This window comes from Pseudonocardia adelaidensis (genome assembly GCF_039543345.1).
GTDB lineage: Bacteria > Actinomycetota > Actinomycetes > Mycobacteriales > Pseudonocardiaceae > Pseudonocardia > Pseudonocardia adelaidensis.
On the sequence record NZ_BAABJO010000089.1, the window covers coordinates 1 to 912 of the forward strand.

At 69.0% G+C, this 912-nt stretch carries 1 protein-coding gene; it reads left to right on the top strand.

Annotation, left to right across the window (positions count from 1 at the left end):
• Nucleotides 1-35: 35 nt before the first annotated feature.
• Nucleotides 36-912: IS5 family transposase (locus tag ABEA81_RS42325; RefSeq protein WP_345613707.1), on the top strand; the 877-nt coding region annotated here is incomplete at its 3' end.

Here is a 912-nt window from a genome sequence, read left to right on the forward strand (position 1 = left end):
AGAGCGTGTTTGAGAAGGTCGGCGTGTTGACGTGACTGTGCCGGTGTAGTGATCAACGGTGGCGGGTGAGTCGGCAAGCGCGGTACCCCTCGGACACCAGTGACGAGCAGTGGGCGGTGATCGAGCCGCTGCTTCCACAGGTCAACACGGGTGGTCGGCCGGAGAAGCACCCGCGCCGGGCGATCGTGGACGCGATCTTGTACGTGGTGCGCACCGGGTGTGCGTGGCGGCAGCTGCCAGCCGACTTCCCGCCCTGGCAGACGGTGTACTGGTACTTCAACCGCTGGGAACAGGACAAGGTCACCGAGAGACTCCTCCCGGTGGTGCGCGCCCAGCTGCGAGTGCAGGAGGGCCGAAACCCGCAGCCCAGCGCCGGGCTGATCGACTCCCAGAGCGTCAAGGGCGCCGACACCGTCGGGCGCGACACCCGGGGCTACGACGCCGGGAAGAAGGTCAACGGCCGCAAGCGGTTCATCGTCACCGACACCCTCGGGCTGCTGCTCACCGTCGTGGTCGTGGCCGCGTCGGTGCAGGACCGCGATGGGGCCAAGCCGGCAATGTTGGCGACCTACCTGGGCACCTCGGTGCGGTTCGTGTTCGCCGACGGCGGGTTCGCCGGCCGGCTGCTCGACTGGGCCCAGACCCTGTTGCGCACCACGCTGCACATCGTGCGCAAGCCCGCCGACCAGCGCGGGTTCGCCGTGATCCCACGCCGGTGGGCGGTCGAGCGCACCTTCGCCTGGCTGACCGCGCACCGCCGCCTGGCCCGCGACTACGAACGCCACCCCGCCATGTCCGAGGCCATGATCCGCTGGGCCGCGATCAACACCATCACTCGCCGACTCGCCCGCGGAGCCCCTGCCACTCGACAGCAACGGCGCGCCTTACCCAGCCGAAAGTTGATCTTCTCAA